Origin of the sequence: Microbacterium sp. H83 (genome assembly GCF_001650405.1) — a bacterium.
Taxonomy (GTDB): domain Bacteria; phylum Actinomycetota; class Actinomycetes; order Actinomycetales; family Microbacteriaceae; genus Microbacterium.
Genome location: NZ_LWCU01000013.1, coordinates 44,645 through 67,275 on the forward strand (window position 1 = coordinate 44,645; position 22,631 = coordinate 67,275).

Genomic DNA, 22,631 nt, shown 5'->3' on the forward strand with positions numbered 1-22,631 from the left:
CGGCCTCAGGCGGTCGCCTCGCGGAGCCGCACGAGCCTCTCGTGTCCGGTCTCCTCGAGCTCGGCGATGCTCTCGCGCGACTTCAGGAACTCGGAGAACGAGCGGTAGCCCAGCGCCTTCTCGCTGAACGACGGGTCCATGCGGCGCATGTGCGTCTTGACCGCCGAGCTGTGCAGCCACTCGTCGGCGTCCGCCTTGCCGTGCCCGAGCCGGAGCGCGCGCTGCAGCAGCTTGGTCGCCTCGCCCTGCTCGTCGAGCGAGGTCTGCTCGTCGAGGGTGGTCTGCTCCTCGAGCTTGCGCTGCTCCTCGATCCGGCGCTCCTCGGCCTTGGTCGGCGACTTCGCCGCCCTGGTCGTCTTCGCGGGAGGACGCGACTTCGCCTTGGCGGCGGGCTCCGCCACCGGCTCGGCGACCGGCTCGGCGACGACCTCGGGAGGTGCGGCGGACTTCACCGGTCGGACCACGCCCGGCAGCGAGTCGTAGGCCTCGAACTCGTCGCAGGCGGCGGCGAGCGACTTCGCGGTCGAGCCTGCGACCCCGACGCCGATCACGTACCGGCCGAGACGCTTGCACCGCTGCGCGAGGGGCACGTAGTCGCTGTCGCCGGCGACGATCACGACGTGCGTGAGATCCGGGAGCCGGAACATGTCCTCCACGGCGTCCACCGCGAGGCGGATGTCCGCGCCGTTCTTGGCATACGCCGCCGCGGGGAAGAGCTGGACGAGGTCCACGGCGCGCGCGACCAGCTGCGACCGGTACTCCGCGTTCACGGGCGCCGACCAGTCGGCGTAGGCGCGCGTGAGCACGAGAGTGCCGAACGAGGCGGCGTAGTCGATGATGGCGCCCACCTCGATCATCGCGCGACGGAGACGCTCGGTGACCTCGGGATCGTCGGGGTTGTCGGCGATGCGCTGGCGGTCCTTGCCGTACGCGTTGCGGCCGTGCACGCGGTCGTACCAGGAGATGACGATGTTGTCGAAGTCCAGGTACACCGCCACGCGGGCGTCGGTCGCCTCAGCCATCGGTCCGCCCCTCCTTCGGGTACCGCACTCCGATCTGGGCGCGGATCTCGTCGAGCGTGCCCATGATCGCGACGCTCTCCGCGATCGGGAGGATGTCGCCCTCGAGAAGGCCGTCGCCCACGAGGCGCTCGGCCGCCAGGGCCTGGAACTGCATGCCGCGTCCGTCGACCTCGGAGGCGTACTCCTCCATGACCGCGCCGTCGGGCCCGACCACGCGGAAGGTCGTGGGCGTGTACCAGACGGTGTCGATGTCGATGCGCGCCCTGGTGCCGATGACGCTCGCGACGTTCGGACCCGCGGCGCGGGAGGAGGAGAGCGTCGTGGAGACCGCGCCGCCCGCATGAGTCATGACCGTGGCGACCTCGGCGTCCGCCCCGGTCTCGACGAGACGGCCGACCGCTCGGACGTCGGCGGGCGCGCCCAGGATGTCCCACACGAACGAGATCGGGTAGATCCCGAGGTCGAGGAGCGCGCCGCCGCCGAGCTCCAGCGCGTTCAGCCGGTGCGAGGGATCGGAGGGGAGCAGCTGCGTGTGGTCGGCGCTCACGGCGCGGATCTCGCCGAGGGAGCCCGCGGCGATGATCTCCCGGATGCGCACCATGTGCGGCAGGTACCGCGTCCACATCGCCTCCATCGCGAGCAGCCCGCGCTCGGCGGCGAGCGTGCGCAGATCGTCGGCCTCGGCGCGGTTCAGCGTGAACGCCTTCTCGACGAGCACGTGCTTGCCGGCCTCGAGGGCGAGTCGCGCGTTCTCGTGGTGCATCGGGTGCGGCGTCGAGACGTAGATGATGTCGACGTCGGGGTCGGCGACGAGCGCCTCGTACGACGGGTGGGCGTGCGCGATGTCGAAGCGCGCCGCGAAGGCGTCGGCCGACTCCTGAGAGCGCGAGCCGACGGCTACGAGGTCGAGCCCTGCGGTGCGCAGATCGGATGCGAAGGAGCCGGCGATGCCGCCGGTCGCGAGGATTCCCCAACGAAGACCAGTCATCGTCTCAGCGTAGAGGGTCGCGCCGACGGCCGGGCGTTCAGCGTGCCGCGGCGAGCGACCGCTGCGGCACCAGGGGGAAGACCTGCTCGGCGATGCGCTCGAGCTCCTCGTCGAGCGGCGAGGCCTGGACGAGCAGCAGGGTGATGCCGGCATCCGCGTACTCGTGGATGCGCTCGGCGACCTGCTCGGCGGTGCCCACGAGGTCGGGACGCAGCCCGCGCGTGCCGACCGAGTACTCGCGCCGGGTGAGCTCGAGCGACAGCTTCGAGTTGCGCTGGAACTCCTCGAACGAGGCGTAGCCGGGCGAGTCGGGGTCGACGGTCGTGATCCGCTCGAGCTCGCGTCGGGCCTCGGCCTCGGTGTCCCGCACGATCACGTACGCCGGCATCCCGAACTCGGCGATCGGGCGTCCGTGGAGTCGCTCCGACCGTGCGTTCATGTCCGTCACGTTCGCCCGCACCTCGTCGAGCGTGCCGCCGTGCATGACGTACGCGTCGGCGAACCCGGCGATCGACTCGCGGCCGGCCTCGCTCTCGCCGCCGGCGAAGATCACCGGGTGCGACGAGGGCTTCGGCTCGACGATCGTGCCGTCGAGCGAGTAGTGGGCTCCGTCGAACGAGAACGGCGTGTGCTCCCAGAGCCCGTTCAGCACCTCGTTCGGTGACCGCGAGGATCGCCGCCGACAGCGACCACGCCTCGAGACTCGGCGCGTCCACGCCCTTGCGATCGTTCAGGTAGAGCTCGGGCACGAGGGTCGTGTGGAAGCCGAGACGGTCGGCCGTGACCGACACCTCGCGGATGTACTCCCAGGTGGCGGCCATCCGGCCCTCGTCGGCGACGTTGCGGAGGAACCCGCCGTACACCGGCGTCCAGTACCCGAGATCGAGGGCCATCGTGGTGCTCCTGTGGTCGTGTGGTCGTGGGGGAGGGAAGAGGGTCAGGCCGGTGCGAGCGCCTGGTCGAGGTCGGCGATCAGATCGGCCGGATCCTCGAGTCCCGCGGAGAGCCGGATCGTGGTGAGGGAGATGCGGGCGGCGGCGCGCTGAGCCGGCGTGAGGTGCGAGTGGGTCATGGATGCGGGGTGGTTCACGAGGCTCCGGGCGTCGCCGATGTTGGCGACCAGCCGGATCACGCGCAGACCGTCGACGACGTGCGCCACCTTCCGCTGCGTCTCGGCGTCCTCCGGGATCGCCAGGTCGAACGAGAACACCGACGGTCCGCCCCGGGGCAGGTATCGCTGCGCGTTCGCGTGCCACGGGTTGTCCTCGAGCCCCGGGTGGTGCACGGCGGCGACGGCGGGATGCTGCGCCAGGTGCCGCGCCAGCGCGAGGGCCGTCGCGCTCTGGCGGGCGACCCGCAGATCGAGCGTCTCGACGCCCTGCAGGATCTGCCACGCGTTGAACGCGACAGCGATGCCGAAGCGCTCCCAGAGCACCAGATCGCCGACTCGCTTGTAGGGGCGGGTGAACTGGGGCTACCGGGCGGGCTCCGCGCCGGCGTCGAACGTGCCGAGGTCGACCACGACGCCGCCGAGCGGCCACGCCGCGAGAGTATCGGGATATCTCTTGGCGTCCTCATATGACGACGTAGCGCTTGCTAATGTCGGCGCATGGCCAACGGCAGCGGCACCTTCTACGACGTCGACACCGACGTGCTGCGGGCCATGGCGTCGAAAGCTCGCCGAGCCGTCGGAGGGCTGAGTTCCTTCACGGTGGCGGCCCCCGGCGACGCTGGCCACGAGTGGGTGGCCACGGCCGCGTCGGGATTCGGTTCTGCCTGGTCCGAGGGACTCGCTGCCCGAGTGACCGACACCGAGGACTTCGCCGAACGGTTGCACACGACCGCACGCGTCTTCGATGAGGGCACCGATGCGGCGAAGGCCGAGATCGACGCGATGATCTGGGACGGCTGATGGAGCTGGGGCAGACGCAGTCCGCGATCGATCTCGTACCGGGCTCGGTGTCCGATGCCCGGGCGACCGCGGCGGAGTGGAAGGCGCGCGGCGCTGAAGCGACCCGAGTGCGCGACGAGCTCGCGAAGTTGGACGACGACGGCACGTGGAAAGGCTCCGCCTACGAGGCATACCTCGACCGGTTCGAGCGCCAGCTGCTGCACTGGAAGCGGGCAGGGGAGTGGCTTCGGTCGGGGGCCAGCGCGCTGTTCACCTGGGCCGATGCGTTGCAATGGGCGCAGGACGAAGCCGACCGCGCGATCAGTCTGTGGAATGAGGCGGAGCAACAGGCCGCCGCGGCGCTGACCGCCCACCGCACCCGTATGCGGGAGTTGCGTGTCGGGCAGGGGCTGCGGCATCCCGAGGCGGAGGTGCCGTTCGTCGATCCCTCCGGTCCCGCACACGACAAGGCGCGCGAGGTGCTGTTCAACGCGCGGATGACTCTCGAGGTCTACGCACGGGACTGCGCGATCAGGCTCGACGAGGCCGCGGATGCGGCGCGAATGCCACTGACCGACGCGGAAGCAGCGACGCACGCGCAGCACGTGATGACCGAGGCGATCGTCGACCTCGCCGTCGTGCAGCCGTTCCAGGCGACGATGCACATGCTCGCAGTCTCCGCGCAGACGCTGTGGGAGCATCCCGACATCATCCTCGAGCTCCTCGGCGGAGCTGCCGCGTTCCTCGGTGGTGCGGCGCTCGCTGTCGGTGGAGGCGGACTCACCGTCACCGGCGTGGGGGCGCTCGCCGGAGCGCCTGGCTTGGTGGTCGCGGGTGTGGGCGTCGCTGGCGTCGGCGCGGCGATGATCGGCGACGCTGCTGGACGCTGGTCCACCGAGAGCCACACGACCGGAGACCGCATTCCTGGCCTGGACCGTGGTGACCGCCGAGACTACGAGGGAAAGTTCGCGAAGGGCGAGGGCAGTCCGCCCTGGGTCGACAAGGAGCGGATCGGGCTCGATGAGTATATGGACCGGGAAGGGACCGATGTGATTCGTTCCAAAGCGAAAGTCGACTACGAGGGCTCGCCGCAGAACGGGCGGACGTACGACGGCCTGGTGAAGAATGATGATGGCCCCAACACGTACACCGGAATCGAAGTGAAGTCCGGAACCGCTATCGAGGGATACAGCAGACCGGGCAGCACGCAGCGACAGTTCGATGAAGGCGTTGCCGGGGGTACACCCGCCCGCGGAAACCTGGATGGGGAAGAGATCCTCGTCACACGAGTGGAGATTGAGATTGTGCCGTGACCAACCACAGGACTCACGCCCAGCAGTTCACGAGCGGTCAGATGGGGTGGATCACGGGCGATAGACGCCCCGCGCCCGAACACCTGCGTCTCATGCTTCGGCGCCTGGATGCTGAGAACGAGTACACGTACGCGATCTGGAGGGGAGCGGACCCGGATAGCCTCGTCGGGTTTCGCGATCGGGCGAGTGATTCGTTCATGCAGGCTGCAGGATCCGCCGACGCGATGACTGTCGAGGCGCGGCTTCCCGGCCCCGACGGCGAGAGCCACCTCTACACGGTCGGAAGATCCGAGCCCGCGGACGGCACGACCACCCTCATCCCGATCAGCGCCGACCGGGCGGTGCGGGTGTTCTCGAACGAGGTCTTCACCGCGGACGAGGCCGCGCTGATCTTCTACACCTACTACCTCACCGATACTGTCGCGCAGCCTTACGTGCTGCGCGAGCTGGACCTCTCTCACGAACTCTCGGAGCTGCGATGAAGGTCTCGTTCCGTCACGACGGCGTCGCGCAGACCATCGCCCAGCTCGCGCTCGCCGTGAAAGCCCTCGAGCATGAACTCGCCACCCTCGACTCCGAAGCCGCGCGCCTGACTTCCTCATGGAATGGAGAGGCGCAGCGAGCTTACGACCGCGCCCAGCAGGAGTGGTCCCGAGCGATCGTACGCATGAAGGTGCTGCTGGCCGAGGCCACCCGCCGCCTGATCGCCGCGAACTCCCTCTCCCTGGCCACAGCCGACACGGCCACCCGGATCTGGGCCTGAGGCTCTACGGGATCAGGACGATCTTCCCCGAGGCGGCACCGGACTCCACCAGTTCGTGAGCCTGCGCCGCTTCGGCGAGGGGGAGCTCGGGCCCGAGCTCGATCGTGAAGTCGCCTGCCGCGAGCAGGTCGACCGTCGCCTGCAGAGCCTCGGCCCGCCAGGCGAGCTCCTGCTCCGTGAGCGGCTGCGGTGCGCCGCCGGAGAACGCGCGAATGCCGAAGGACGCCGCATCGGGACCGCGCACGATGGTCGCGATGCGTTCGCGGTCGGCGACCAGCGCGAGCGACGCCTCGATCGCCTCGTCGGTGCCGGCGCAGTCGAGCACGACGGTGACGCCCTCGGGCGCCGCCTCACGGACGCGGTCGATCAGACCGTCGCCGTACGCCACCGGGATGGCCCCGAGCTCGCGCAGCAGATCGTGGCGCGCGGGGCTCGCGGTCGCGACGACCGTGGCGCCCCACGCGACGGCGAACTGCACCACGGCCTGGCCCACCGACCCCGACCCGCCGTGCACGAGCAGCACATCGCCGGCCTGCACGTCGAGCGACTTCAGCGACTGGTACGCGGTGCCCGCGGGAATGCCGATGCCCGCGCCCTCCGCGGCGGTGACCGCGTCGGGGAGGAGCACGAGATGCTCCGCCGGCACGGCGAGCAGGCTCGCATAGGTGCCGCGGGTGTCGCGGATCGCGACGCGGTCGCCGACGACGAACCCGTCGACGTCCTCGGCGAGCGCCTCGATGACTCCGGCGCCGTCGAAGCCGACGCCCCGCGGCTCCTCGATGGGCGGAGACGGGCGCTTCGCGGCGCGGAGCTTGGCATCGATGGGATTCACGCCCGCCGCCTCGATGCGCACCACGGCCTCGCCGCTCAGCGCGATCGGATCCGGCACCTCCATCTCGTGCAGCACATCAGGGGAACCGAACTCTGTGTAGACGATCGCGCGAGCCATGCCCTCAGGCTACCCCCGGCCGGATCACGCCTTTCCCGACAGCGCCTTCATGATGCGCTGCGGCGAGACGGGCTGCGCGGTGCCGAGCCGCTGGGCGAACACGCTCACCCGGTACTCCTCGAGCAGCCACCGCGTCTCGACGAGCGCCGCGGGCGCGCTTGCCGCCGGCGGGATCGTGCCGCCGGCATCCTCGAAGGCCCTCGCCATCCGCTCGTACTCGCTCATGCGCGTGCGGTCCTTGCCCGGCTCGTTCGCCAGAGTCTTCAGCCGGTCGAGCATGCCGTCGAGGTAGCGGGGGAAGTGCGCGAGGCGCTGCGTTCCGGCGGCCGAGACGAAACCCGGATGCAGCAGACCGGAAAGCTGCGTGCGGATGTCGTTCAGCGGGCCGAGGAGCGCCAGGGAGTTCTGCGACTTGATCCCGCGCTCGACGTCGCGCGACCTCGTGAGGATCCGCGCGACGAGCGACACGCACGAGAAGAGCTCGTCCACGAGGGTCGCCGAGACGGCGTCGCGGATGCGGGCGAAGTCGGCGTCGGTGCGCACGACGCCCCCCGGCGCGGTCACGTCGATCGTCTGCTGCACCACCGCCGCGCGGCAGTCCTCGATCAGCGCGGCCGCCGACTGATAGGGCGAAGCGGCGAGCGCGAGCTTCTCCTGGCTGGTGAGGTGCTGCTGCACGTACGAAGAGGGCGACGGCACCCCGAGCAGCACGAGCCTCAGCACACCGGCGCGGGTCGCTGCCGCAGCGGCATCCGCCGTCGCCTCCACCCGCACCGCGACGGTCTTGCCCTCGTCGACGATCGCCGGATAGCCGCGCACCACGCCGCCCGCGACCCTGGTGTCGAGCACCTCGGGCAGATCGCCGAACGACCAGGCGGTGAGCCCGGTCTTCTCGATGGACGTCGCGGAGATCGCGGGCTGCGGTCCCCGTGAGGGGCCCGGCCCGCGCGACGGGGCGGCGATCGACCGGGCGACGCTGCTGCGGGCGCGGTCGGCGAGCTGCTGCTGCAGCGCGCTCAGGTCGCGATCCGAGCCGACGACCCTCCCGCGCTCGTCGACGGCGCGGAAGTTCATGCGCAGGTGCGCGGGCACGCGGTCGTCCTCGAAGTCCGCGGCCGAGACGAGCTGGTTCGCGAGCGGCTGGATGAGCCGCGCGAGCGCCTCCTTGAGGGCGCGGGGCGGCAGACCGCCGTGCGATTCGGGGCCGTCGCCCGCGAGCTCCGCGCCGAACTTGTCGGCCCAGTCGGCGGCGGGCACCACGTGCCGCCGGATGGCCTTGGGCAGGGCGCGGAGCAGACCGGTCACGAGCTCCGCGCGGAGGCCGGGGACCTGCCAGTCGAAGCCGCGGTCCTCGATCTGCGCGAGCAGGGCGAGCGGGATCACGACGCTCACGCCGTCGTCGGCGGCTCCGGGCTCGAACCGGTAGGCGAGTCCCAGCACCTGGTCGCCCTGCGTCCACTTCGTCGGGAAGTCGCGCTGGTCGGCGCGACTGTCGTCGTCGATCAGGTCGGCCTCGCGCATCACGAGCAGCTTCGGGGTCGCGCCGAGCGCGTCTCGCCACCACCGCTCGAACGAGCGGACGTCGAAGACGTCGGCGGGGATGCGCTCGTCGTAGAAGCGGAAGACCGCCTCGTCGCCCGCGAGGATGTCGCGGCGGCGCTCGCGCTCCTCGAGCTTCTCGAGGCGCTTGCGCAGCTCGGCGTTGCTGCGCCAGAACGCGCTCACGCGCTTGTCGATCCGCGTCGGATCCCACTCGCCCTCGACGAGGGCGTGACGGACGAACATCTCCCGCGACGCCGCCCTGTCGATGCGCGCGAACTGCACGCGTCGGCGGGGGATGATCTCGACGCCGAAGAGAGTCACCTTCTCGTAGGCGACAGCGGCCCCGGAATCCTTGGACCAGTGCGGCTCGGTGACCTGTCTCTTCGCGAGATCGCCGGCCAGCGCCTCCGCCCAGGCGGGATCGATCGCGGCCACCGTGCGGGCGTACGTGCGCGAGGTCTCGACGATCTCGGCGGCCATGACCGCCTGCGGGCTCTTCTTGCGCAGGCCGGAGCCGGGGAAGATCGAGAAGCGGATGCCGCGCGCGCCGCGGTATTCCGCGATCCTCCTCTTCTTCGGATCCGTGCCCTTCGCGGGGCCCTTGCCCGCGTTCCTCTCGTCGAGGATGCCGATCTGCGACAGGAGTCCTGCGAGCAGCGCGCGGTGGATCGCGTCGGGGTCCGCGGTGCCGCCCGCGCCGGCGGAGTCCTTGTCGCGGACGAGCGAGCGCAGCTGCCGGTGCACGTCGAACCACTCGCGCACCCGGACGTAGTTGAGGTGCTCAGACCGGCACAGCCGTCGGAACGCGCTGGAGCCGAGCTCGCGCTGCTGCTCCCTGAGATGGTTCCAGAGGTTGAGGGTCGCGAGGAAGTCGCTGGTGGGGTCGGCGAATCGTGCGTGCATCCGATCCGCCTCGTCGCGCACGCTCTGCGGCGCCTCCTGTGAGGGGCGCTCACGGACGTCCTGGATCGACATGCCGGCGACGATGGCGAGCACATCGCGCTGCACCGGGGCGCCGCCGGCCCGGCCGGCCTCGATCAGCATCCGGGCGAAGCGGGGATCGATGGGGATCCGCGAGATCTCGCGTCCGATGCGGGTGAGCCGCGGCGCGTCGCCCGTGCCGCCGACCGCGCCGAGCTCGGTGAGGAGATCGAGGGCGGCCTTGACCCCGCGCGAGTCCGGAGGGGTCAGGAAGGGGAAGGCCGTGATGTCGCCGAAGCCGAGCGACAGCATCTGCAGGATCACCGAGGCGAGGGACGTGCGCAGGATCTCCGGTTCGGTGAACTCCGGGCGACGATCGAAGTCCTCTTCGCTGTAGAGGCGGATCGCGATGCCCTCGCTGGTGCGCCCCGCCCGGCCGGATCGCTGGTTCGCCGACGCCTGCGACACGGCCTCGATCGGCAGTCGCTGCACCTTCGACCGGTTGCTGTACCGCGAGATGCGCGCGGTGCCGGTGTCGATGACATAGCGGATGCCGGGGACGGTGAGGCTCGTCTCGGCGACGTTCGTGGCGAGGACCACCCGACGGCGCACACCGGCGACGCGGCTCCGCTCGAACACGCGGTGCTGCTCGGCGGCGGAGAGACGGCCGTACAGCGGCAGCACCTCGGTGGGGGAGCGGTCCTTCTGGTATGCGCCGCGCACGGCGTCCGCGGCATCCCTGATCTCGGCCTCTCCGGGCAGGAAGACGAGCACGTCACCGGGGGCCTCGCGGTCGAGCTCGCGGAGCGCGGCGACGATGGCCGACACCTCGTCGACCTCTTCGGCGGCCTCGCCCTCCTCGGTCTGGGCGCGGTAGCGGATCTCGACGGGGTAGGTGCGGCCCGAGACCTCGATGACCGGGGCGGGTTCGCCCGCCGGCGTGGCGAAGTGTCGCGCGAAGCTCTCGGGATCGATGGTCGCCGAGGTGATGATCACCTTGAGGTCGGGGCGCTCCGGCAGGATGCGCACGAGGTAGCCGAGCAGGAAGTCGACGTTGAGCGAGCGCTCGTGCGCCTCGTCGATGATGATCGTGTCGTATCGGCGCAGCAGGCGGTCGCGGTGGATCTCGTTCAGCAGGACGCCGTCGGTCATCAGCGCGATGCGGGTGTCGTCGGACACCTTGTCGGTGAAGCGCACCTTGTACCCGACGAGCGAGCCGAGCTCGACCTGGAGCTCCTCGGCCACGCGCTCGGCGATCGTGCGCGCCGCGAGCCGCCGCGGCTGCGTGTGCGCGATGCGCTCGCGACCGAGCTCCAGGCAGATCTTCGGCAGCTGGGTCGTCTTGCCCGATCCGGTGGCGCCGGCGACGATGACGACCTGATGGTCGCGGATGGCGTCGGCGATCTCGTCCCTGGCGGCGCTGACGGGCAGCTCGGGAGGATACGAGATCACGGGAGAGGACATAGCCCTCCATCGTATGACGGACTCGTACGATGAGGCGGTGACCACTTCCGCCGCGACCGACCCTGTGATGCGCTGGTTCCGAGAGTTCGGCCGCGCGCCGCGCATCCTCGGACTCGACGTCGCACGCGGCCTCGCCATCCTCGGCATGGTCGGTGCGCACGTGGGGGAGATGCCGTCGTTCGATCCGCTCGACCCGTCCACCTGGCTCGCTCTCGTGCGCGGCCGGTCATCGATCCTGTTCGCCGTTCTCGCCGGGGTGTCGATCGCGCTGATGAGCGGTCGCAGCGCGATCCCGGGGCGGGAGAGCATGCCCGGCATCCGTCTGCAGCTCGTGGGCCGCGGCGCCGTGATCCTCGTCGTCGGGCTCGCGCTCGAGATGCTCGGGACCCCGATCGCGATCATCCTCACGCTGTACGGCCTGCTGTACATCGCGGTGATCCCGTTCCTGCGGTGGAGCCCGGGGCGGCTGCTGGTCGCCTCGGGGGTCCTCGCGCTGGTGGGTCCCGCGGTGCTCGCGCTCCTCGCCGCCCTCACCCTCTTCCCCTCGGGGCCCGGCATCGGTCTCGTGCTGTACGGCTCGTATCCCCTCACCGCGTGGATGGCGTTCGTGCTCGGCGGCATGGCCCTGGGCCGGCTGCACGTCGAGCGGTCCGAGACGGCGGTCGCCGTGCTCGGCGTCGGCGTCGGGCTGATGGCCGTCGGATACGGACTCGGGCTCGTGGGCGCCGTGAGCGGGCTGGGGCGGGCGGGGTCCTCCGGCTGGGGCTCGCCGTCCGGCTGGGCGGGCTACCCCGAGGCCCTCGCCGCCGCCGACCCCGGCGCGGCCGTCGTCGCCGCGATCTTCGGCGTCGAGGCGCACTCGGGCGGCACCGCGGAGATCCTCGGGTCGGGCGGCTTCGCGCTCGTCGTCGTGTCGGTGTGCCTCCTGCTCTCCGGACCGCTGCGCTGGGTGCTGCTGCCGCTCGGCGCGCTGGGATCCATGCCGCTGACGGCATACACCGTGCACGTGGTGTCGGCTGCGGCGATCGGCGGTCCGGGAGGCTTCCCGTCGAGCAACGCCTTCTGGGCGGAGACGGCCGTCTCGCTGCTGATCGTCACGACGGCCTGGTCGCTCCTGTTCGGCCGCGGCCCGCTCGAGCGGCTGGCGGGCCGCGCCGCCCTGGCGATGGCGGGCCGATCGGTCGCTGAGCCTTCTAGGCTGGACTCATGACGATTCCTGCACTCGACCTGAACGACGGCTCCTCCATCCCCCAGCTCGGCTACGGCGTCTTCAAGGTGCCGGCCGACGAGACCGAGCGGGCGGTGAGCGAAGCCCTCGAGATCGGCTACCGCCACATCGACACCGCCGCGATCTACGGCAACGAGGAGGGCGTCGGCGCCGCGATCGCCTCGTCCGGCATCGCGCGCGACGAGCTCTTCATCACGACCAAGCTGTGGAACGACCGCCACCACGACGACGAGCCGAACAAGGCGATCGCGGAGAGCCTCGACAAGCTCGGCCTCGAGAAGGTCGACCTGTACCTGGTGCACTGGCCGATTCCGGCCAAGGACGACTACGTGCACGCGTTCGCGAAGCTCGTCGAGCTGCGCGAGGCCGGCCTCACCCGCAGCATCGGCGTCTCGAACTTCCTGGTGCCGCACCTCGAGCGCGTGGTCGCCGAGACGGGCGTCACCCCCGCGGTGAACCAGATCGAGCTGCACCCGGCGTACCAGCAGCGCGACATCGTCGACTGGGCGACCGCGCACGGCGTCCGCATCGAGTCCTGGGGTCCGCTCGGCCAGGGCAAGTACGACCTCTTCGGCACGCCGGCGATCGCCGACGCTGCGGCGTCGCACGACGTGACCCCGGCGCAGGCGGTGCTGCGCTGGCACCTGCAGAAGGGCTTCATCGTCTTCCCGAAGTCGGTGCGCCCCGAGCGCCTGCGCGAGAACCTCGACGTGTTCGGCTTCGAGCTGACGGATGCCGAGATCGCGGCGATCGACGCCCTCGACCCGCTCGACGGCTCCGGCCGCGTCGGCTCGCACCCGGACGAGGTCAACTGAGTCGTCCTGCTTCGGCAGATGACGCCCCGTGTCGGACTCCGCGACACGGGGCGTCGTCGTGAGTAGCGTCGTCGGCATGACAGCCCCCTACCGCGTCGTCGCCGTGTCCGGCTCTCTGCACGAGCCCAGCAAGACCACGGTCCTCATCCGTGCGATCGCCGATGCCGTCGCCGAGCGCGCCGAGGTCGAGGTCGAGGTCATCGAGCTCACCGCCATCGGTCCGTCGCTCGCCGGGGCCCTCCGCCGCGACCAGCTGCCGGCGGAGGTCGAGGAGAAGCTGCAGGCCATCGAGGCGGCCGATCTGCTCATCGTGGGCAGTCCCGTCTACCGGGCGTCGTTCACCGGGCTGTTCAAGCACCTGTTCGACTTCGTCGGCCAGTACGAGCTCGTCGGCAAGCCGGTGCTCCTCGCCGCCACCGGCGGGGGAGAGCGGCACGCTCTCATCATCGAGCATCAGCTGCGGCCGCTGTTCGCGTTCTTCCAGGCGCTGACGCTCCCGCTCGGCGTCTACGCCAGCAACACCGACTTCGACGGCTATGCGATCGCCTCCGACGTGCTCCGCGCGCGCATCGATCTCGCGGCCGAACGCGCGCTGCCCCTGGTCGGATACGCGGCATCGCGCCCCGCGGACCAGCTGCTCGTCTCCTGATCGGGAGTCTGCGGGGCATCGGAGATCTGCGGGGGTCCGCGGCGTACCGTGGAGGTATGACGAACCGGCTCGCCGACACGCTCAGCCCGTATCTCCGCGCCCACGCGGACAATCCCGTCGACTGGTATCCCTGGGGCCACGAGGCGTTCGCCGAGGCGGAGCGGCGCGATGTGCCGCTGCTGATCTCGATCGGGTACTCGACGTGCCACTGGTGCCATGTGATGGCGCGCGAGTCGTTCGCCGATCCCGCGACGGCCGAGATCATCAATCGCGACTTCGTCGCCGTCAAGGTCGATCGCGAGGAGCATCCAGAGGTCGACGGCGCCTACATGGCCGCGGCCTCGGCGTTCACGCAGAACCTCGGCTGGCCGCTCACGGTGTTCACCACGCCTCGCGGTCGCACCTTCTTCGCCGGCACGTACTGGCCGCCGGAGGCGCGGCAGCCGATGCCCGCCTTCCGCGACGTGCTCGCGGCGGTGCAGGAAGCATGGACGCTGCGCCGCGCGCAGGCGGAGGAGTCGGCCGATGCCGTGACCGAGGCGCTCGCTCGCGCCGCGGAGTCCACCCCCTCCGATCTCCCCGACCCCGCCGCGATCGCGGGCGCGGCGCAGTCGATCGCGGCGCGGGAGGATCGCGTCTCCGGCGGGTTCGGGGGAGCCCCGAAGTTCCCGGTGGCGACGACGCTCGGCTTCCTCCAGGCGCCGCTCGTGCGACGCGAGGCCCCGGATGCGGCGGCCTCGGCGCATCGCGCGCTCACGGCGATGTCCTCCTCGCCGCTCCGCGACGAGGACGGCGGCTTCTTCCGCTACGCCACCCGGCGCGACTGGTCGGTGCCGCACTACGAGCGGATGCTGACCGACAACGCGCAGCTCCTCGCGGTCGCTCTCGACGCGGGCGACGAGGCCACGGCGCGGGGCATCGCGACGTTCCTGCTCGACGTGCTGCGCCGTGACGGCGGAGGTTTCGGTGCGGCCCAGGACTCCGAGTCGTGGATCGACGGCGCCCGCAGTGAGGGCAGCTTCTACCTGCGCCCGGTGTCCGAGCGGGCGGAGCTCGAGCCCCCGGCCGTCGACGGCAAGGTCATCACGGCATGGAACGGGCTCGCGATCGCGGCGCTCGCGCGAACGGGTGCGGCGCTCGGGGAGGAGCAGTGGATCGACGCCGCGGCGCTCGCCGCCGAGCACGTCCTGCGGGTCAACCGCGACGCGGCCGGCGCACTGGTGCGCGCGTCGCTCGACGGCATCCCGTCTGCGGCGGTCGCGACCACGGCCGATCTGGCGCTCCTCGCCGACGGCCTCCTCGCCCTGGCCGCGGCGACCGGCGACGTCGCGTGGGCCGTGCGGGGACTGACCCTGCTCGACACGGCGATCGGCGGCGTGGGCGGCGATCCGCTGCTCAGCACGCGCGGCATCGCCGCCTCGCCCGACCAGACCGACGGGGACCTCCCGTCGGGAACCGCCGCCGTCGCCGCCGCCGCGCTCGCGGCCTGGCGTCTCGGTGCGGGCGACCGGTACCGCGAGGCCGCAGCCGACCGCGTGCGCGCGCACGCCGCGGCGGCGATCTCGCAGCCCTTCGCGCACGGCAGCCTGCTCCGCGTCGCCGCCGGACTCGTCGACGCCCCGCGGCAGATCGTGGTCGTCACCGACGAGCCGGCCGGCGCTCTCGCCGCGGCCGCCCGCCGTGCGGATGCCGACGTCGTCGCCATCGTGTCGCCCGCGCAGGCGCAGGCGTTCGCGGATGCGGGCTTCGAGGTCTTCGAGGGCAAGGCGGCCGCGCGTGGCAGGGCCTTCGACTGCCGCTCGTTCGTGTGCCGGCTGCCGGTCGACGATCCCGCCGAGCTGCCGGCGACCCGCTGAACGACCCGCTGATCGGTCCGCGGCCGGTCAGACCCAGCCGGGCAGCCAGTTGTGCAGCATCCAGAAGTCGTACGGCACGCTCATCCCCGTCCACACCGGATAGAAGAACGCGGACACCAGCACCACGACGCCGAGGATGATCATGACCGTGCGCTCGCCCGCCTGGCGGCGGTGCAGCGGGTCGGATCGACGTCCTGCGAGGTCGCGCAGCGCCACGGCGAGGGCGAGCACGAGGAACGGCATCATCGCCACCGTGTAGAACTGGAAGATCGTGCGCTCGGGGAACATGAGCCACGGCAGGTAGGTGGCGGCCAGGCCGACGAGCGGGAACGTGAGGGCCGGCGCGACCGCCGTGCGGGCGATCGCGCCGCGGACGAGGCGGTAGAGCAGGTAGAGCGCGGCCGCGACGCCCCCGTACCAGGTCAGCGGGTTCGGGATGGTCGAGATCACCGCGATGCAGCGGTCGACCCCGCACGGATCAGGGTCGTTTCCGACCCAGACCGCCGTGGGACGCAGCAGGAGCGGCCACTCCCACGCAGGGCTGGCGTACGGATGGCCGGTGCTGAGTCCGACGTGGAACTTCAGGATCGCGTCGTGATAGTTCCAGAGGGCGAGGAACGGGTTCGGGTCGGTCTGCCGTGCGTACCCTCCCTCGGTGACGAGCCAGCCGGTCCAGCTCGCGAGGTAGGCGGCGAGGGCGGGCCCGACGAGGAGCACGAACGACACGGGTCCCTGCTGGAAGGCGGCCGCCGTCGGCCACAGCACGACGCCGGCGCGGCGCCGGGCGAGGGCATCCGTCACGACGACGTAGAGGCCGAAGGCCGCGAGCGCGTACAGTCCCGACCACTTCACGGCGCACGCGGCACCCAGCGCGAGGCCCGCGGCGACCAGCCAGGGGCGCCGCCAGAAGACCCGCCCCCACATCGGATCGGGGGCGGCGGGGTCGGGGCGCTCGACGAGCGGGATCGTCTTCCGTCGGTCGTACAGGATGAAGAGCGCCCCGAGCAGGAGGAAGAAGGTCAGCAGCCCGTCGAGCAGGGCGATGCGGCTCATGACGATGCTGAGGCCGTCGATCGCGAGCAGCCCGCCCGCGACCGTGGCGACCGCGATCGACCCGGTCAGCTGCCGGGCGACGAGATACACCAGCAGCACCGTGGCCGTGCCGAGGAGGGCGGTCGCGAGGCGCCAGCCGACGGTGTTGTCCGGCCCGCCGATCGACATGCCGAGAGCGATGAGCCACTTGCCCAACGGCGGATGCACGACGAATGCGCCGACATCCGACAGCGGCAGCTGCTGCAGGGTGACGAACGCCTCGTCGGCGTCCTTGCCCCACGTCCCCTCGTAGCCGAGCGTCCAGAGAGACCAGGCGTCCTTGACGTAATAGGTCTCGTCGAAGGCGAGCTGATGGGGATGCCCGAGGTTCACGAGTCGCAGCACAGCGGCGAGCGCGGTCACCACGAGCGGGGCGAACCAGCGCAGCATCCGACCCCGGCCCGGGTCCTGCAGGATGCGGTCGCGCAGCGCGCCGTACCGCGTCAGCCGCTCCTCGGGGGCGGGCAGCAGGGGCACGGGCGCGGTCACCGCTCCAGCCTAAGCTGGGCGGGTGATCATCCTGGCCGCGACTCCCATCGGAAACCTCGGCGACGTCTCGCGTCGCCTGGTCGAAGTGCTCGAGAACGCCGAGGTCGTGGTGGCGGAGGACACGCGCACGACGCAGCGGCTGCTGCAGGCGCTGCAGATCGCGAATCGTCCGCGTCTGATCGCCCTGCACGATCACAACGAGAAGCAGAAGGCGGCGGAGCTGGCCGACCTCGCCGTCGAGACCGACGTGGTCGTCGTCAGCGATGCGGGGATGCCGGCGATCAGCGACCCCGGATACGGGCTCGTCGCCGCCGCGGTCGAGCGAGGGGTCACCGTGACGGCGATCCCCGGGCCGAGCGCCGTGCTCATGGCGCTGTCGATCTCGGGTCTGCCGACCGATCGCTTCACGTTCGAGGGATTCCTGCCGCGCAAGCCGGGGGAGCGGCGCTCCGCGCTGCGCGCCCTCGCCGACGAGCGGCGGACGATGGTGTTCTTCGAGTCGCCCGCGCGCCTCGCGTCGGCGCTCGCCGACATGGGGTCCGCTTTCGGCGACGACCGCCGCATCGCGGTCTGCCGCGAGCTGACCAAGTTCTACGAGGAGGTGCGGCGCGGGACCGCGGGCGATCTCGCCGAGTGGGCTGCCCAGGGCGTCAAGGGCGAGATCGTGGTCGTGGTCGAGGGCGCTCCGCGGCGGGCGGCGTCGGCCGACGACGCCCTCGCGCAGGTGCAACGGCTCGTGGCATCCGGCATCCGTCTCAAGGACGCGTGCGCCGAGGTCGCCGCGGCCACCGGACTGTCGTCCCGCGATCTCTACCAGGCCGCGCTCGCCGCGCGCGCCGAGGGGCCGTCGTGAGCAGGAGGGCGACCGTCTACGACGTCGCGGAGCGCGCCGGCGTCTCGATCGCCACCGTCTCGCGCGTGCTCCGCCAGCCGGATGCCGTGCGACCCGTCACCCGCGAGCGCGTCCTGGACGCGGTCGCCGCGCTCGGATACGTCCCCAGCGGCAGCGCGCGGGGACTCGCGGAGCGCCGCACGGGCGTCCTCGGACTGTACTTCCCCGGATTCGACGCGTCGGAGGACGCCCCCGAGCTCGATGTGCTCGGCGAGGGACAGGCGTCGGCGCCGACCTTCACGGTGGCGGACGATCCGGAGGGCGGCCCGTACCCGGCGATGCTGTTCCTCGACGAGGTCCTCCGCGGCGCCGAGGTCGAGGCGTGGAAGCAGGGCTTCGTGCTGATGATCGGCGTCGGCCGCGACGATCCGGGGCGCGAGACCGTGCGCGACATCGCCGGTCGGGTCGACGGGCTCATGGTGCTGGCGCAGAGCGTGCCCGACGACGTGCTGGCCCGCCTGTCGCAGCGCATCCCGGTCGTGGTGCTCTCCGGGGCGCCGCGCGGGGACACGTACGACCACGTGAGCGTCGACAACGCCGCGGCGATGGCGGAGCTCACGCGCACGGTGCTGGCCGAGGCGGATGCCGGTCGGGTGGTCTTCCTCGCGGGGCCCGCCGACTCTCCCGACGGCGCTCAGCGGTGGGACGGCTTCTCGGCGGCGGTCGAGGCTGCCGGCATCGCCGCTGAGCGGGTCACGGTGCTCCGGGGCGACTTCACGCGAGCATCCGGGCGCCGCGCCGCGGAGGACATGATCACCGCAGGGGTGCCCGCCGCGGTGATCGCCGCGAACGATCAGATGGCGCTCGGCGTGATCGACGCGTTCCGCACCGCGGGCATCGGCGTGCCGCAGGACGTGCTCGTGACGGGCTTCGACGGCATCGAGGCGGCCGCGCTCTCGCGCCCCGCGTTGACCACGGTGCGCCAGCCGATGATCGACCTCGGACGCGCGGCCGTGCAGCTGCTCGCGCGTCGCCTGGAGCGGCCGGACGCCGATCCGATGTCGGTGCGCCTGCCCCTGCAGATCGTGCTCCGCGAGAGCTCCCGCCGACCCGACTGAGGCCCCGCGCGAATGGCACTCCGCCGTGTCAAGGGCTTGCGTCTGCGAAATGTATGCGCTTACACTCGCTCATGCGACCTCGGTCGCGGGGTGCCTCGACGAGCGAGGCGCCCGTCATGACACAGACGACATGAGGTGGCAGTGTGGCGAAGACGCACATGCTCCGACGCTGGCGGAGAGCCGCGATCGTGGGGTTGGCGGCTGCGGCCGTCGTGCTCAGCGGCTGCAGCATCCAGATCAGCTCGCAGCCGGACCCGTCGATCGGCGACGACACGATGCTGATCAATGCCGACAAGGGCAACCCGTTCTTCACGAGGAACTTCAACCCGTACCTCACCAACACGCGCACGGCGTCGCGGTGGATCTACGAGCCGCTCATCCTGGTGAACCCGCTCGACAACACGCTCAACCCGTGGCTCGCCGAGTCGTGGTCCCAGCCCGACGCGCAGACGATCGTCATGACGATCCGCGACGACGTCGAGTGGAGCGACGGCGAGAAGCTGACGCCCGACGACGTCGTGTTCACCTTCGAGATGCTCAAGGACAACCCGTCCCTCGACATCAAGGGCGCGTGGCAGCACCTCGAGTCGCTCGAGGTCGACGGCGACGACGTCATCATGCACCTCCAGGGCGATGACGCGCCCTCGCTGTCGGTGCTCGGCCTGACGATGATCGTCCCTGAGCACCTGTGGGCCGACGTCGAGGATCCCGGCACCTACCGCAACGAGAAGCCGGTCGGCACCGGGCCCTTCGTGCTGGGCAACTACAACGACCAGCAGTACTCGATGGACAGGAACCCCGACTACTGGCAGGCCGACTCGGTCGAGATCGAGCACATCATCCTGCCGGCCACCAACACCCAGCTCGACACGGTGACCCGCGGCTACGACTGGTCGTACTCGTTCATCTCCGACGTCGAGGGCACCTGGGGGGCGGCCAGCCCCGACAACAGCTGGTGGTTCCCGCCGGGAGGCGTGATCGCGCTGCTGCCGAACCTCGAGGTCGCGCCGTTCGACGACGTCAACGTGCGCCGCGGCATCGCCCTCGCGCTCGACCGCGAGGAGATCGCCGAGACGGCATCCGAGGGGTACATGGAGCCGGCCGGGCAGACGGGTCTGATCCTCCCCAACCAGGAGGAGTACCTCGACCCCGGCATCCCCGACGGCGGGATGCTGACGCAGGACGCGGATGCCGCGCTCGCGGCGTTCGCCGAATCCGGCTACACGCTCGACGGCGACCGCCTCGTCGGCCCCGACGGCGAGCAGCTCGAGTTCGCCCTCACCACCGCCAACGGCTACTCCGACTGGACCCGCGCCGCGCAGACCGTGCAGCGCCAGCTCGCGGATGTCGGCGTGAAGGTGACGCTCAAGCTCCCGCAGCCGGCCGGCTACCAGAGCGCCATCAGCAACGGCGACTTCGAGGTCGCGATCGGCGGCATGGGCGGCGGAGACCCGTACCAGGCGTACAACAACCTGCTCTCCAGCGAGTTCTACGTCCCGTCGGGAGAGGCCACCGCCAACAACTTCGAGCGCTACCGCTCCGACGAGGCCGACGCGCTGCTCGCCGAGTACCGGGAGACGGTCGATCCCGCCCGTCAGACCGAGATCGTGCACGAGCTGCAGGGCATCGTCTACGACGAGCTGCCGGTGATCGGAATGTACTACGGCGGCATCTGGGGTCTGTTCAACGACTCCAAGTTCACCGGGTGGCCCTCGGCGGACGACCCGTACATGATCCCGCAGAACTACGACTCGGCGCCGCTGCTGATCTTCACGCGGCTCGAGCGGGTGAAGGGAGACGACCGGTGAGATTCGTCCTTCAGAAGATCGGCCTCTTCGTGCTCACGCTGTGGGCCGCGATCACGCTGAACTTCTTCCTCCCTCGGCTCATGCCGGGCTCGCCCGCGGATGCCGCGATCGCGAAGCTGTCGCAGAACGGACCGGTGTCCGACGCCACGCGCGCGGCCATCGAGGCCCAGCTCGGCGTCCCGACCGGCTCGATGTGGGACCAGTACGTGGCCTACCTCGGCCAGGTCGTCCGGCTCGACTTCGGCGTCTCGTACACGTTCTATCCCCAGAGCGTGTCGAGCATGGTGTCGACGGCGCTGCCGTACACGATCGGCCTCGTCGGCATCGTCACGATCCTGGCGTTCGTGATCGGCACGCTCATCGGCGTCGCCGCCGCCTGGCGCCGGGGCACCTGGCTGGACTCGCTCCCGACGCTGACCGGGTCGTTCCTCAGCACGTTCCCGTACTTCTGGACCGCGCTGCTGCTGCTGTTCTTCCTCGGGTACGTGCTCCACTGGTTCCCGACGACGGGCGCGTACGCGGCGACGACCACTCCCGGGTTCACCCCGGAGTTCATCGGCGACCTCGTGCAGCACGCGATCCTCCCGGCCCTGACGATCCTCCTGACGTCGCTCGGCGGATGGATCATCGGCATGCGCAACGCCATGATCAACACCCTCGGCGAGGACTACGTGACCTTCGCCGAGGCGAACGGACTGCACGGGCGGACGATCGCCCTGCGGTACGCCGCGCGCAACGCGATCCTGCCGAACCTCACCGGCTTCGGGCTCACGCTCGGAGGCGTGGTCGGCGGATCCATCCTCGTGGAGCAGGTCTTCCAGTACCCCGGTATCGGATACCTCCTCTTCAACGCCGTGATCGGGCAGGACTACCCGCTCATGCAGGCGCTCTTCCTGATGATCACCGTGAGCGTGCTCGTCGCCAACTTCCTCGTGGACATCCTCTACGGGGTACTCGACCCGAGGACACGCCGATGACCTCCACCATGAACGTCAAGGTTCCCACCGACCGCATCGCGGGTCCCAGCCCGTGGCGCTCGTTCGGCCGCATGGTCGGCACGCTGTGGTCGAACGGCAAGGCCCGGCTGGGCCTCATCATCCTCGGCCTGTTCGTGCTCGTCGCGGTGTTCGCGCCGCTGCTGGCGCCGTACGGGCCGAAGGACAACTCGTTCGAGCGCAACGCCGACGCCTCGCCGGAGCACTGGCTCGGGACGACGGCTGCCGGGGAGGACGTGCTGAGCCAGCTGATCTACGGCTCGCAGATCAGCCTGCTCGTCGGCCTCGCCGCCGGCATCCTCTCCACGATCGTCGCGGTGCTGATCGGACTCAGCTGGGGCTACATGCGCGGATTCGCGGGAGAGGTGGTCGGCTTCATCGTCAACCTGTTCCTCGTGATCCCCGGACTCCCGCTCATGATCGTGATCGCGGCGTACCTGCAGAACGGCGGCATCCTGATGATCATCGCGGTCATCGTCGTAACCGGCTGGGCATGGGGAGCGCGCGTCCTGCGCAGCCAGACCCAGTCGCTCCGGGGCAACGACTTCGTCGCCTCGGCGGAGTTCTCCGGCGACAGCCGCACGCGCATCGTCTTCCGGGAGATCCTCCCGAACATGACGTCGATCATCGCCGGCACGCTGTTCGGCGCCGCCACCGCGGCGATCCTCGCGGAGGCGGGACTGGAGTTCCTCGGACTCGGCGACTCCAGCATCGTCAGCTGGGGCACGATGCTCTACTGGGCGCAGAACTCCAACTCGCTGCTCACCGGCCAGTGGCTGCTGCTGTTCGCCCCCGGTCTCTGCATCGCTCTGCTCGCGCTGAGCCTGACACTCATCAACTTCGGCGTGGACGGCATCTCCAATCCGCGCCTGCGTGAAGGGAAGGGACGATGACCG

General features: G+C 70.8%; 20 protein-coding genes. 13 read left to right on the forward strand and 7 right to left on the reverse strand.

Translation table 11 applies throughout. From position 1 onward, the window contains the following. Positions 1-5: 5 nt before the first annotated feature. The 4 genes from A4X16_RS07310 to A4X16_RS18250 all read right to left on the reverse strand — a co-directional run bounded on the left by A4X16_RS07310 (position 6) and on the right by A4X16_RS18250 (position 3,445). Positions 6-1,022: an NYN domain-containing protein gene (locus A4X16_RS07310; protein ID WP_067118619.1), complete on the reverse strand. Its 1,017-nt coding sequence runs from the start codon at positions 1,020-1,022 to the stop codon at positions 6-8. Beyond that, entirely contained in the window at positions 1,015-2,010 is a 996-nt protein-coding gene (locus tag A4X16_RS07315) for a Gfo/Idh/MocA family protein (RefSeq protein WP_067118623.1), read from the reverse strand. The genes A4X16_RS07310 and A4X16_RS07315 overlap by 8 nt, the downstream gene beginning before the upstream one ends. A 37-nt stretch (positions 2,011-2,047) precedes the next feature. Next, the gene (locus A4X16_RS07320; protein ID WP_231880298.1) at positions 2,048-2,662 is read right to left on the reverse strand and encodes an LLM class flavin-dependent oxidoreductase; all 615 of its coding nucleotides are present in this window, start codon (positions 2,660-2,662) and stop codon (positions 2,048-2,050) included. 285 nt (positions 2,663-2,947) lie between these two features. Continuing rightward, positions 2,948-3,445, reverse strand: coding sequence for a PLP-dependent transferase (locus A4X16_RS18250; RefSeq protein WP_067118625.1), 498 nt, complete (start codon positions 3,443-3,445; stop codon positions 2,948-2,950). A 174-nt stretch (positions 3,446-3,619) separates the two neighbouring features. Between A4X16_RS18250 and A4X16_RS18255 the strand changes: the two genes are divergently transcribed. Genes A4X16_RS18255 through A4X16_RS07345 form a run of 4 tightly spaced genes read left to right on the forward strand, consistent with a single transcriptional unit; the run spans position 3,620 to position 5,977 of the window. Then, positions 3,620-3,922: a hypothetical protein gene (locus A4X16_RS18255; RefSeq protein WP_067118630.1), complete on the forward strand. Its 303-nt coding sequence runs from the start codon at positions 3,620-3,622 to the stop codon at positions 3,920-3,922. Next, on the forward strand, positions 3,922-5,214 hold the full coding sequence (locus A4X16_RS07335) for a putative T7SS-secreted protein (RefSeq protein WP_067118633.1): 1,293 nt from the start codon (positions 3,922-3,924) through the stop codon (positions 5,212-5,214). The genes A4X16_RS18255 and A4X16_RS07335 overlap by 1 nt, the downstream gene beginning before the upstream one ends. Next, a complete protein-coding gene (locus A4X16_RS07340) occupies positions 5,211-5,696 on the forward strand; it encodes a hypothetical protein (protein WP_067118636.1) in 486 nt (161 codons plus the stop codon). Before A4X16_RS07335 ends, A4X16_RS07340 begins: the two co-directional genes overlap by 4 nt. After that, positions 5,693-5,977: a WXG100 family type VII secretion target gene (locus A4X16_RS07345; protein WP_067118641.1), complete on the forward strand. Its 285-nt coding sequence runs from the start codon at positions 5,693-5,695 to the stop codon at positions 5,975-5,977. Before A4X16_RS07340 ends, A4X16_RS07345 begins: the two co-directional genes overlap by 4 nt. Positions 5,978-5,981: 4 nt before the next feature. Here A4X16_RS07345 and A4X16_RS07350 read toward each other — a convergent pair whose 3' ends face one another. Together A4X16_RS07350 and hrpA are read right to left on the reverse strand one after the other, a co-directional pair. Continuing rightward, positions 5,982-6,926 carry a quinone oxidoreductase family protein gene (locus tag A4X16_RS07350; RefSeq protein WP_067118644.1) on the reverse strand — a complete coding sequence of 315 codons (945 nt, stop codon included), beginning with the start codon at positions 6,924-6,926 and terminating at the stop codon, positions 5,982-5,984. Positions 6,927-6,950: 24 nt separating this feature from the next. Next, positions 6,951-10,898: an ATP-dependent RNA helicase HrpA gene (gene hrpA / locus A4X16_RS07355; protein ID WP_442922905.1), complete on the reverse strand. Its 3,948-nt coding sequence runs from the start codon at positions 10,896-10,898 to the stop codon at positions 6,951-6,953. Between hrpA and A4X16_RS07360 the strand changes: the two genes are divergently transcribed. The 4 genes from A4X16_RS07360 to A4X16_RS07375 all read left to right on the forward strand — a co-directional run bounded on the left by A4X16_RS07360 (position 10,891) and on the right by A4X16_RS07375 (position 15,401). Then, positions 10,891-12,063, forward strand: a complete 1,173-nt coding sequence (locus tag A4X16_RS07360; RefSeq protein WP_231880299.1) for a heparan-alpha-glucosaminide N-acetyltransferase domain-containing protein — start codon at positions 10,891-10,893, stop codon at positions 12,061-12,063. The two genes, hrpA and A4X16_RS07360, sit on opposite strands and share 8 nt — an antisense overlap. Further along, entirely contained in the window at positions 12,060-12,896 is an 837-nt protein-coding gene (locus tag A4X16_RS07365) for an aldo/keto reductase (RefSeq protein WP_067118653.1), read from the forward strand. Before A4X16_RS07360 ends, A4X16_RS07365 begins: the two co-directional genes overlap by 4 nt. A 76-nt stretch (positions 12,897-12,972) precedes the next feature. Then, positions 12,973-13,545 (forward strand): FMN reductase, encoded by a 573-nt coding sequence (msuE, locus tag A4X16_RS07370; RefSeq protein ID WP_067118712.1) that lies wholly within the window; start codon positions 12,973-12,975, stop codon positions 13,543-13,545. 56 nt (positions 13,546-13,601) lie between these two features. Then, complete coding sequence (locus A4X16_RS07375) at positions 13,602-15,401, forward strand: thioredoxin domain-containing protein (RefSeq protein ID WP_067118655.1); 1,800 nt, start codon at positions 13,602-13,604, stop codon at positions 15,399-15,401. Between the two features lie 27 nt (positions 15,402-15,428). Here A4X16_RS07375 and A4X16_RS07380 read toward each other — a convergent pair whose 3' ends face one another. Beyond that, the gene (locus A4X16_RS07380; protein WP_067118658.1) at positions 15,429-16,982 is read right to left on the reverse strand and encodes a dolichyl-phosphate-mannose--protein mannosyltransferase; all 1,554 of its coding nucleotides are present in this window, start codon (positions 16,980-16,982) and stop codon (positions 15,429-15,431) included. A 22-nt stretch (positions 16,983-17,004) separates the two neighbouring features. Between A4X16_RS07380 and rsmI the strand changes: the two genes are divergently transcribed. The 5 genes from rsmI (at position 17,005) to A4X16_RS07405 (ending at position 22,628) form a co-directional block, all read left to right on the forward strand. After that, positions 17,005-17,835: a 16S rRNA (cytidine(1402)-2'-O)-methyltransferase gene (rsmI, locus tag A4X16_RS07385; RefSeq protein ID WP_067118661.1), complete on the forward strand. Its 831-nt coding sequence runs from the start codon at positions 17,005-17,007 to the stop codon at positions 17,833-17,835. Continuing rightward, positions 17,832-18,932: a LacI family DNA-binding transcriptional regulator gene (locus A4X16_RS07390; protein ID WP_067118664.1), complete on the forward strand. Its 1,101-nt coding sequence runs from the start codon at positions 17,832-17,834 to the stop codon at positions 18,930-18,932. The genes rsmI and A4X16_RS07390 overlap by 4 nt, the downstream gene beginning before the upstream one ends. Positions 18,933-19,075: 143 nt before the next feature. Beyond that, positions 19,076-20,740 carry an ABC transporter substrate-binding protein gene (locus tag A4X16_RS07395; protein WP_231880300.1) on the forward strand — a complete coding sequence of 555 codons (1,665 nt, stop codon included), beginning with the start codon at positions 19,076-19,078 and terminating at the stop codon, positions 20,738-20,740. Further along, a complete protein-coding gene (locus A4X16_RS07400) occupies positions 20,737-21,717 on the forward strand; it encodes an ABC transporter permease (RefSeq protein ID WP_067118667.1) in 981 nt (326 codons plus the stop codon). The genes A4X16_RS07395 and A4X16_RS07400 overlap by 4 nt, the downstream gene beginning before the upstream one ends. After that, positions 21,714-22,628: an ABC transporter permease gene (locus A4X16_RS07405; protein WP_067118670.1), complete on the forward strand. Its 915-nt coding sequence runs from the start codon at positions 21,714-21,716 to the stop codon at positions 22,626-22,628. The genes A4X16_RS07400 and A4X16_RS07405 overlap by 4 nt, the downstream gene beginning before the upstream one ends. Positions 22,629-22,631: the final 3 nt, after the last annotated feature.

What these genes read in the sequence shown, in the direction of transcription:
- A4X16_RS07405 (WP_067118670.1), top strand. Translation starts at nt 21,714, where the DNA reads ATGACCTCCACCATGAACGTCAAGGTTCCCACCGACCGCATCGCGGGT.
- A4X16_RS07335 (WP_067118633.1), top strand. Translation starts at nt 3,922, where the DNA reads ATGGAGCTGGGGCAGACGCAGTCCGCGATCGATCTCGTACCGGGCTCG.
- A4X16_RS07310 (WP_067118619.1), bottom strand. Translation starts at nt 1,022, where the DNA reads ATGGCTGAGGCGACCGACGCCCGCGTGGCGGTGTACCTGGACTTCGAC.
- A4X16_RS07350 (WP_067118644.1), bottom strand. Translation starts at nt 6,926, where the DNA reads ATGGCTCGCGCGATCGTCTACACAGAGTTCGGTTCCCCTGATGTGCTG.
- A4X16_RS18255 (WP_067118630.1), top strand. Translation starts at nt 3,620, where the DNA reads ATGGCCAACGGCAGCGGCACCTTCTACGACGTCGACACCGACGTGCTG.
- A4X16_RS07365 (WP_067118653.1), top strand. Translation starts at nt 12,060, where the DNA reads ATGACGATTCCTGCACTCGACCTGAACGACGGCTCCTCCATCCCCCAG.
- A4X16_RS07345 (WP_067118641.1), top strand. Translation starts at nt 5,693, where the DNA reads ATGAAGGTCTCGTTCCGTCACGACGGCGTCGCGCAGACCATCGCCCAG.
- A4X16_RS07315 (WP_067118623.1), bottom strand. Translation starts at nt 2,010, where the DNA reads ATGACTGGTCTTCGTTGGGGAATCCTCGCGACCGGCGGCATCGCCGGC.
- msuE (WP_067118712.1), top strand. Translation starts at nt 12,973, where the DNA reads ATGACAGCCCCCTACCGCGTCGTCGCCGTGTCCGGCTCTCTGCACGAG.
- A4X16_RS07375 (WP_067118655.1), top strand. Translation starts at nt 13,602, where the DNA reads ATGACGAACCGGCTCGCCGACACGCTCAGCCCGTATCTCCGCGCCCAC.